This window comes from Burkholderia sp. Se-20378, assembly GCF_017104665.1.
Taxonomy (GTDB): domain Bacteria; phylum Pseudomonadota; class Gammaproteobacteria; order Burkholderiales; family Burkholderiaceae; genus Burkholderia; species Burkholderia lata.
Genome location: NZ_JAAGPG010001082.1, coordinates 1 through 1,311, shown reverse-complemented (window position 1 = coordinate 1,311; position 1,311 = coordinate 1). Strand labels below are relative to the sequence as shown.

The 1,311-nt window shown below is 70.3% G+C and carries 1 protein-coding gene; it reads right to left on the bottom strand.

Annotated features, from left to right (window positions below; translation table 11 throughout):
- A partial coding sequence (gene rluB, locus G3N93_RS40285; RefSeq protein WP_206135554.1) for a 23S rRNA pseudouridine(2605) synthase RluB occupies positions 1-1,311 on the bottom strand: 1,311 nt, incomplete at both ends.

Sequence of the window (1,311 nt, the reverse complement as noted above, 5' to 3'; positions counted from 1 at the left end):
TGATCTCGCGATTGCCGTAGCCCGAGCCCGACGGCGCAACCGGCAGGTTGCCGTAGCCGCTCAGACCCGGCAGGCCCGGCCCGCCGCGGCGACCACCGCCACGACGCGGCTGATCCAGCTGCCCGTGCGCCGTCAGCACCGGCTCACGGCCGATGAAGCCCATCGACGTCTGCATCGGATCGGGCTGGCGACGCTCGGCCTGGCCGGCGCCGCTGCCGCGCTTACCCTTCTCCTCGGACGGCGCCTTCAGACCGACGGTCGCCATCAGCTTGCGCACCTGCGCGTCGTCGAGCTCCTCCCAGCGACCGCGCTTCAAGCCGCGCGGCAGCGGAATCGGGCCGTGACGCGTACGGATCAGGCGGCTCACCATCAGGCCGACCGCCTCGAACATCCGGCGCACTTCACGGTTGCGGCCTTCGGCCAGCGCGACGTGATACCAGTGGTTCGTGCCTTCGCCGCCGCCGTCGCGGATGCGCAGGAAGTTCGCCGGGCCGTCATCGAGCTCGACGCCGTGCAGCAGCTTTTGTCGCATGCCTTCAGCCAGCTCGCCGACGACGCGCACTGCGTACTCGCGCTCGACGCTGTAGCGCGGATGCATGAAGCGGTTTGCGAGGTCGCCCGAAGTCGTCAGCATCAGCAGACCTTCGGTATTGAAGTCGAGGCGGCCCACCGCGAGCCATTTCGCCGTCTTCATCGGCGGCAGGCGGTCGAACACCGACGGACGGCCTTCCGGATCCGCATGGCTGACGATCTCGCCCGTCGGCTTGTGGTACAGCAGCACGCGCGGCGGCTTGTTCGGCAGCTTGCGCTTGACCGGCTTGCCGTTGATCCGCACCTGGTCGGTCGGCATGATGCGCTGGCCGATGTGCGCGGGCTCGCCGTTCACCGACACGCGGCCGGCGACGATCAGCTCTTCCATTTCGCGGCGCGAGCCCATGCCCGCTTCCGCCAGCACCTTGTGAAGCTTCGGCGCGTCGTCGTCCGGCGACAGCACGCGCTTGTTCGCCGGCTGGCTGCGACCGCGACGCAGCATCGGCGCACGCACGCCGCTACCGCCCGCGGAGTTGTCCGCGTCGAATGCCGGCGACGTCACGTAGGCGAACAGTTCGTCCTGGGACGCATCGCCTTCCACCTTTGCCGCACCGCCCTCAGCCTTCGGTGCGCTGCTGCGACGACCCTGGCCGCCCTGGCTGCCCTGGGCCTTGGCCGCACCTTCGCGCTTGGCGGCCGGCTTGCGAGCGCCCTTGGCCGCCCCTTCCTTGCGCGGTGCACGCGTCGGCTGCTGCGCTTCGGCGGCTTCGGCCGGCTGCG